General features: G+C 58.4%; 3 protein-coding genes and 3 pseudogenes. All 6 read right to left on the reverse strand.

The window, feature by feature from the left end; translation table 11 throughout:
* Positions 1 to 192 precede the first annotated feature (192 nt).
* The 6 genes and pseudogenes from NA647_RS19180 to NA647_RS19205 all read right to left on the reverse strand — a co-directional run bounded on the left by NA647_RS19180 (position 193) and on the right by NA647_RS19205 (position 7,807).
* Positions 193 to 462 carry a helix-turn-helix domain-containing protein gene (locus tag NA647_RS19180; RefSeq protein ID WP_256059102.1) on the reverse strand — a complete coding sequence of 90 codons (270 nt, stop codon included), beginning with the start codon at positions 460 to 462 and terminating at the stop codon, positions 193 to 195.
* Positions 459 to 1,783, reverse strand: a pseudogene (locus tag NA647_RS19185) (type II toxin-antitoxin system HipA family toxin). Before NA647_RS19185 ends, NA647_RS19180 begins: the two are co-directional and overlap by 4 nt.
* Positions 1,784 to 2,056: 273 nt before the next feature.
* Positions 2,057 to 2,920 (reverse strand): alpha/beta hydrolase, encoded by an 864-nt coding sequence (locus NA647_RS19190; RefSeq protein ID WP_256059103.1) that lies wholly within the window; start codon positions 2,918 to 2,920, stop codon positions 2,057 to 2,059.
* Positions 2,920 to 5,640 (reverse strand): autotransporter outer membrane beta-barrel domain-containing protein, encoded by a 2,721-nt coding sequence (locus NA647_RS19195; protein WP_256059104.1) that lies wholly within the window; start codon positions 5,638 to 5,640, stop codon positions 2,920 to 2,922. Before NA647_RS19195 ends, NA647_RS19190 begins: the two co-directional genes overlap by 1 nt.
* Before the next feature lie 348 nt (positions 5,641 to 5,988).
* A pseudogene (locus NA647_RS19200) lies at positions 5,989 to 6,366 on the reverse strand (hydroxymethylglutaryl-CoA lyase); the annotation flags it as partial.
* Between the two features lie 237 nt (positions 6,367 to 6,603).
* Positions 6,604 to 7,807: pseudogene (locus NA647_RS19205) on the reverse strand (CaiB/BaiF CoA transferase family protein).
* Between the last annotated feature and the right edge of the window lie 396 nt (positions 7,808 to 8,203).

The following is an 8,203-nucleotide window of genomic DNA, read 5'->3' on the forward strand; positions in this document are numbered from 1 at the left end:
CCCACAAAAGCAGCCGCGGAGAACTATATTCGCCGCAAGGGCGCAGCTCCCGCAGGGGTGGTGTGCACCTGCTGCTTTCGTGGTCTACCTCGGGATCTCGCGACAAATTACTTGAGGGACAGCATTGCGCTTCGGGGCGGAGTTCTGTTTTGGCAGGCCCGTTGTGCGCATTCATGGGGGCCTTTTCTCCAGTTATCGGCGCATCGGCACTATTCCTACCCGCATTCCGAAGCGATTGAATACCCCGTTGAGCGTTTGCAGGGTGGGGTTGCCGTCGTCCTGCTCCAGTTGCCTCAGGGTACGCAGCGAGATTTTGCACATGCGCGCGAACTGTTCTTGCCGCAGCCCGGTGACGTCGCGGCGTAGGCGCTTGGCGGCATTGCCTATGCTGAGGCTCCCAGCGAGCAGCTGTTCTTGAATCTCACTGAGTATCGCCTGGCGCTGCTCGATTTCATCGCTCATACCAGCCCCCAAGCGCGAAGCCGACGGTCCAGGTCTTTCAGTGGAATGCGCGGGTGATTCATCGTCTGCTCGGGTAGGCCAAGCTCTTGTAGCAGGTCGGGCAGGGCACGCAGTTGCTGTGCGCATTGTTTGAGCTCATGGTGCAGCTGTTGTGGGTCGATCCATTCCGCGAGCGTATTGCAGGCAGCCAGCCAATCGACATTGCCGGCTAGTTCGATCTCTCTGGGCCATTTGGTTGTGCGAGTGATGCCTTCATCATCCATGACCATGGGGGCCAAATCGTAGATGGGAGCGAGTCGCAAACCTCTCTCGTCTCGCAGTACCGCGGTGTTGCGGCCATGGTTGTCGTTATTACCAACGATGTGATTGAGCAGGTCGCGGCGCAGGTATTCGCTCAATAAGCGGGGGATCTCCTCCTGCTGACCGGCGGCAATCCAGATCTTGGTTAGAGTACCAATCGCATCAGTGTGCAGCATGAAACTGCCAGGACGGGTTATGCCCGCAAGGGAATAAATGGATTCCACCGCCAGGCGATTCACCCCTTCGCTAGTAACCTGTCGATCAAAGCGTTGCATCCATAAGCTCGGTTTTCCCGCTTCCTCCAGGGCGAGGCCCTGGTGGGCTACGGTTTCGATGCCGAGCCGGTTGAGCGCCTGGTAATAGCAGTATTCGCTACGCAGGATGTTTCGGTCGGTTTCACTCCCTCTGTTGCGTGGGAATTTTACGAACCAGTGTTGTTGGACCTCCTCATCTCTCAGGCTGGCATCTGGATAGAGCAATCCTTGAGTGTTTTCGGCCAGCAGCAGTTTGGGTGCTTCACCTCCAGCGCCTGTCGCCCCCCCGATAGCAGCTCCCTGCTCGTAGGCGTACTCCAGAAAACGGGTATTCCGGGAGACTACCTCTTCTCTGGAAAAGCCGATGGCAGGCGCCCCTTCCATGGCTTCTACCGCTTCCTTGATACGCAGGTGGCCAATGGGGGCCGGGGTGCAACGGGCGAGCAAAAGCAAATCGGCCTGCATGGTTTCGCCGGCAGGTATTGCCAGGCGCTAAGCAAAAAGCGCCGCGCCGCGCCGGCTGGGAGCAAGTCGTGAAGAAAGGCCGGGATTTGAGGCGCGCGATACGCATCCCAGGCCAGCGGCAGGGTGGCGCTAACGGCCTGCGATGTATGGCAGCCCAGGTTATCGAGATGGCTCGCCAGGTATTCGGTCAGATACCCGAAGCTGCAGGGGCTGGCTAGACCCGCCTCAGGGGTATCGAAGCTCAATTGCATCGCGTCGTGCCAGTTTCCGTGCAGATAGATCTGGAGCGTCAGTTTTTGCATTAACTCGGAACCGGTATTTTAATGCCGTTAATCTAGCGGATGTATAGGTAGAAGGCAATTTAATGCCGTTATTGCGTGTATTGTTCTTTAAATAGGTATTTTATTGTCGATGCGTGAGGGCGAGAAATTATGGCGAGGTGGTATCCTTGAGACGAGAAATTTAGGCGCGACTCGGGCGATGTGATCGATCAGCTGTTCCGGCGGGCCTGGGCTGCTTTCTGCGGGTTCCGCTTCGCTTGGTGGCGCCTGGCTGTCGCCTGCACTCGCCGTGGGCTAATCGACTTGGCGTCTTTCGCAGCGTAACGGGCGATTCCTGTACACACGCCAGGCTTGAGTCCAGCCGTCTGCATGAGAAGCGTCAGCGATGACTTCGCTTTCGATGCAAACAGGCTGTTCCAGGCTTCTGACATAGCTGCGCAACAATAAGGGCGGGACTACTTTGTCCTTGCCACCTGCCAGATGTCTCTGAGGAATTCGCGCCAATGCTGCGCGGTGATCATCCGGATTAAGGGAGCCCGACAGAGGGCTGAGTTGATGCAGTTGCACCCATCGGTTAGGGCTGAGATTACCTGCGAGGGTCTGGATTTGTGCGATATCGTCGCGTCGAGCCGCAAGCAGCATGGCAAGGGCAGCGCCTCCCGAATAGCCAATCAGCTCGTAGTCACGATTGCCATAGCGCAACTTGATTTGGTCGAGTGCGTGCTCAAGGCTGATAACGACCTCATCGGAAAAGCGGCGGTTGGTCCATAGATCCGGACGGCAGCCCGCTGCCATTACAAACTGGCATGGCCGCGCAAGGTAGAGACTCGGGGTTGGGTCATCGAAAGCAAGACCTGCAACCAGCAGGTTACGCGGCGTAGGATCCAGGCTCGGTTGTGAGCGCGTCGCCCAAGCGTGACCATCACCTTCGATGTACAAGCGGATTCGGGATGTGGCGATTGGCTTGGGCGGGGTGCTCAATGCCAGGGGAAAGGGCCGGGTGGAAATGATTTCCAACCGATGGTTATGGTGAGCCGCCAGGCTACGCAGGGCCTCCTGCGAAGACTGGCAACCACCGAGCATGGCGCCGATAAGCAGCGCCAGGCCCTGTTTCCAACCGGCGGCTCGCGAATGCGAGCCGAGGTTTTTCGTTTTCATCAGAAGTCGTAACGTACCTTCGCGGTGAAGGTATCGGCGTTGAAGTCTGACTTACCGACATAGTCGTAGCCCAGTCCGATGGTGAACTGGCCCAGTCGGTAATCGGCTCCGATACCCGCCTCGTAGCTATTGCGGGCTGGTTTGGCGCCGCTGGTCACGAATGGGGTTCCGCCGAGAACGAAGGCCGACGTGCTGCTGGCTTGATCGGCTGCGAAGTCATGATAGGCCATCAGCTTAGCTTGAGGCTCCAACGTTCCACGACCCAGAGGATATTGCGCAGCGACACGGAGGCCCGCCCCAAGCTCGATCACTTCGTAGCGTTGATCTTCGATCGCCAATGCCAGAGTGGCGTTTTTCTCGCGGTAGCTATCGATATCGATCCGGCTGTAGCGGGCAGCCAGGCGCGGTTCCAGGACGAGGTTGTCGTTGATGGAATAGCTGTAGCCGCCCGTGACGTTGAGTCCGAGTACCGAGCTGTCGTAGTCGGACTTAGCCTTTTCACCCAGGACGTAGCGCGTGCCTTCGTTGCTATTGATGCCATAAGTCAGGCTTGCGTCTACGAAATAGCGTCCCAGCTCGTAACCGCTGTAGAGCGTAAAGGCATGACCGTCTACTTCAGTTTCGTTGCCGTTTTCGCTATTTACGTCGGTGTTGAGGAAGCTGTAAGCCACACCAAGGGTTAGTTGATCGTTCAGCTTGCCATCCGCGCCGATGGCGATGCCGCGACTGTAGGCGTTGTAACCGGCTACGCCATCACGCAGATCCTGGTTGGCATCGCTGTACAGTGCCTGAACCCAGACACCGGTTTCCTGGAGAGCATCACCGGAAGACATACCGCGAATGCTGCTCGTCCGGTTGCCCGTAACGTTGCTAACCAGTGTCTGGCCGGACGTTGCGGCTTGGGTCGCACCGCCGTTGGCTTCTGGTGTGGTTTGTTCGACGAGTTGAGCTGCCTGGGTTTCGGTGATGCCATCGAATGCATTGAGCAGACGAGTAGGCAGTTTGCTGGCGATCTTGCTGAATGCGATACCGGCCGCCTGGGCATTCTGCGAACCGCCGCCGGTCGCGATGGTTTCCTTGAATTCCTCTGGCGTCTTGATGATCACGTCAATCACACCGGTTTCCCCTCCATCGGCAGGGGGCGTAGTCGGCTCTCCTCCGCCATCGGTCGGCGGGTTTTGCGTATCGTCACCGCCATCGACCGGAGGGGGGCTCGAGCCATCATCGGCGGGAATCAATCCCCCACCGATCTCGGTCGATGTGATCTTCAGGTCGCTGACTTTAAGCAACTGGTTGCTACTGACGACCTGCAAGCCTTTATCGATAATTTCTTGTGCCGTTACTAAGCGGTAAGACGAACCGTTAGCAGCGAAATCTGCACCGTTGGCCTGAAGGATCAGCCTGGAGCCCTGTCCAAACTCGGCGGTTTTGGTGACATTGAGCACCGGTTTCGTCGCGTCGGTCGCATTGCTCAGGTTCAGGCCGATAGACGAATCTTTCGCAACGACCAGATCGCCATCGATCGAAGTATGGGTGCCGAGCAGTTCGATGTGACCTAGTGCCGCTTCGTGGCCTTCATCGGGATTGGCATTCACACCTACGCGTACGGTCTCATCGTCGCCAACTTCAATACGCGAACCGTCAAAAATTACGGAGTCGGTAATCTGGACATAGCCATCCAGGCCAAGGATATCGCCTTGGATTTTGCCGCCGCTCCATTCCAGATCGACCTTGTTACCCTCAGCATTGATAGCGGCGTCTTGCCCGCTAATCAGGCCGCCTTCATGGTAAATCTTGAGGTAGTACTCTTGCTCCTGTTTGCGAGCGTCAGATACTTCGAAGTCACCAATCACAATCGCGGTGGAATCGGCCTCGATGGTGCCGGTGTTCACGATGCTGTCGATAACGCCGCCATCGATCTGGATACCGTCGGCATCGACACCATTGGCGATGATAGAGCCATGGTTCTCGATAGCGGAAACAGATGCGCGCTTGCTCCAGTTCCACTCTGGCTGCTCGTTAGTGGTGACATCGATGGCGTCTGCGCCAATCCCAGTCACTTGAATCAAGCCGTTGTTGATCAAGCGTCCATCGATTTCGCTGCCCATGAGTTGAATCGCGGTTGCATTGGCGCCCTCAGCGATGATTTTACCGTCCGCTGTATTCACCACATCTTTGTGAATTTCCGAATCACCTGAAATTTCGATTGCGCGAACGCCGTCGCCTTCCAGCACGTTACCGGAAACATGCACAGTTCCTTCGTTGATCAGGCTGCCGTGTACGATGGCGGGATCGACGAGGATTCCTGAGGCGCCCGCACCGGCCACCTGAATGGTGCCCTTGTTGACCAGATCGCCGTAGATCTGAGTGGCCGGTCCCATGGAAGCCCAGTCTTCATCGTCACCGGACATGCTCAGATCGACACCGTCAGCGTTGTCGCCCTTGGCGTTGACAGCGGCCTCCAGCAGCAGGTCTTTTTTGAAGATGACGCTGTTGAATTCGATAGCGTCAACGTCACTATTGGCGCTGGTGAAAGATCCTCGAACCTCTACTGTGTCTTGGAAGGTCGTGTTTTCCTTCACAAGGCCAGCATTATCCAAAGTCAGTGTTTGCGCATAGATGGGGAGCGCGGCACCAGCGACGGCGATCGCCAGTAGAGTCTTACGAAAAGCAACAGCGTTCACGATGAATTCCTTTCTGATTTTTCGTTCTGCTTCCATGCATCAGCGTATGCGCCGCCATGAAAGCAGCGCCATTATGATGGCATTAATAGCTTTGTGCTATCACCCCGACTTGATTCGGCGATAGGGTGCTGGACGTGCTGGCAAAGCGGCTCAAGGCCGCGAAAGGGGGCATATCACTGGTTTGGTACTGCTGCGTGAGGTAGCGAGCAGCGAAGATAGCCGTCTGAGTAAGGGATGGCTCTGTTGGGTGGAGCCGGGCTTGGCTGTGGCTTTCAGGGCCGAAGACAGCTGGCCTTAAAGCGGGTCTCTCGCATCAAAGCGCTGGGACCCGAGGTAGGCAGTGGGAGGCGGCATTCTAAGCAACCGTTGCGTACGCTATTGGGTTTACTGAACAGCTTCCTCCTGCATCCACTTCGGCTTCGGATAACGACGGTCCCGATTTCCCAGCTTTGAGGGCGGCTCCCGGTACGTCATGGCCGACCAGTTCCGGCAGGCCAGCGGTGCACGGCAGCAGTTTGTCCAGATCGACTCCGGTATCCTGCCCATGCGCTGGAACATGTGCACCAGATCCTCGGTGCTGATATTGCCGCTGGCGCCGGGTGCGTAGGTGCAGCCACCGAGGCCGCCGAGCGAGACGTCGAAGCGGTCAATACCTGCGCGCATCGCAGCCAGGGCGTTGGCCAGGCCCATGCCGCGTGTGTTGTGGAAGTGCGCGGTGAACGCTGCTTCCGGCCAGTTGCTCGAGTTTTTACGGCAGATGCGCCCCATTGGCATTCCTACGCAGAGCGTGGGAGCCATAAGATGCCCGTTGAGCAGCGAGTGGCTGGTGGGCTAAAGCCCACCCTACGATTGCTTCGTGCCGAGGGCGGGCCTTGTACAACATTCAAAGCCTACGCCGCACCGCTTTTTGTGGGAGGCGCGCCCGCGCGGCGAATGCAGGCGATAGGCTGCTAACAAAGTAAAAAAGCTTCGCCCGCGGCGAACTGGTTCGAGGGCTGCTCAGATAACTCCGCGTTCACGCAATCCCTGGCGCTGTGCCTCGGTAAGGCCAAGCCCGGCCAGTACGTCTTCGGTGTGTTCACCCAGCTGAGGGCCTCCGGTGCCGATGCGGCCCGGGGTGCGGCTGAGTTTGGGCAGCACGCCTGGCACCTTGAGCGGGCCGGCGAAGGTTTGTACTTGCTCGATCATCTGCCGCGCCAGGTAGTGCGGATCCTTGACGATATCGGCAGCGGTGTACGGATAGCCGGCTGGGACGCGCGCGCCTATGAGCGCCTCGATGACTTCGTCGCGACTGTGCTGTGCGGTCCACTCGCCGATGGCGGCATCGATCAGTTCGGCGTGCTGGGCGCGGCCGTCGTTGTGGGCGAAACGCGGGTCGTCGGCCAGGTCCTGGCGCCCCATCAACGTCATCAACCGCTTGTAAATGCTGTCGCCATTGCCGGCGATCAGCACGTAGGCGCCGTCATTGCACAGGTAGGAGTTTGACGGCGTGATACCGGGCAGGGCGCTGCCGGCTGGCTCGCGGATATAACCGAAGGCGTCGTACTCGGGCACCAGGCTTTCCATCATGGCGAATACCGATTCGTACAACGCAACATCGATTTCCTGACCCTTGCCGCTGCGGTTGCGTTCCTGCAGGGCAAGCAGGACGCCGATCACACCGTAGAGCGAGGACAGCGAATCACCAATGCTCACGCCTACACGCACCGGCGGTTGGCCCGGATAGCCGGACAGATGCCGTAGTCCGCCCATGGCCTCGCCGATTACGCCAAAGCCGAGGCAGGTCGCGGTACGGGCCGGTTTGGCCGTAGCCGGAGATGCGCAGCATGATGAGACGCGGGTTGAGTTTGGCCAGTTCGTCCCAGCCAAGGCCCCAGCCTTCGAGGGTGCCGGGGCGAAAGTTTTCCACCATCACGTCGGCCTCGGATACCAGCTGGCGGACAATCTGCTGCCCTTCGGCGGCTTTCAAATCGAGGGTTATAGATCGCTTGTTGCGTGACTGCACATGCCACCAGAGCGAGGTGCCATCCTTGAGCTTGCGCCATCTGCGCAAAGGATCGCCGACGCCTGGCGGCTCGATCTTGACCACATCGGCACCGAACTCGCCGAGCATTTTGCTGGCGAAGGGGCCGGCGATCAGCTGGCCCATCTCGATGACCTTGAGGCCTTGCAACGGCAAGCTGTTTTCATTCTTTTCGTTCATTACAACACCTGTGCCGGGTCGATTCATGTGAGGAGGATGACCGAGAGCCGCCACCGGGACAATTACCAAGCATGGTTTCGCGGAGTGCCCAGGCTATCGGTTGATGTCTTTTAAAACGGGGCGGTTTACCGCAGGGGTAGCGCAGGCCTCGGTCTGGGCGGGTGTGGTTATCGCGGGGAGCGATCCAGGCCTCGGTTTGCATACGAGGCCCGCCCACGGGGCGAGGTGTTTTCTGCTCCGCCGATGAGCTACCGAACGCCACCGTTTTTCAATGGTTTCAGGCGCGCGGCGATCTTGAGCCAATTCGCCGCGAGGGCGCGCTTCCTACAGGATTTGTGCAGGTTTCGGCGTTAGTGGCGGGCGTCGTTGTTGCAAGAGTGGCGCAGGCTTAGATTT

The organism is Stutzerimonas stutzeri (genome assembly GCF_024448985.1).
GTDB lineage: Bacteria > Pseudomonadota > Gammaproteobacteria > Pseudomonadales > Pseudomonadaceae > Stutzerimonas > Stutzerimonas stutzeri_AP.

Coding starts and splice junctions, on each gene's coding strand:
- NA647_RS19195 (WP_256059104.1), bottom strand. CDS start 5,640: ATGGAAGCAGAACGAAAAATCAGAAAGGAATTCATCGTGAACGCTGTT.
- NA647_RS19180 (WP_256059102.1), bottom strand. CDS start 462: ATGAGCGATGAAATCGAGCAGCGCCAGGCGATACTCAGTGAGATTCAA.
- NA647_RS19190 (WP_256059103.1), bottom strand. CDS start 2,920: ATGAAAACGAAAAACCTCGGCTCGCATTCGCGAGCCGCCGGTTGGAAA.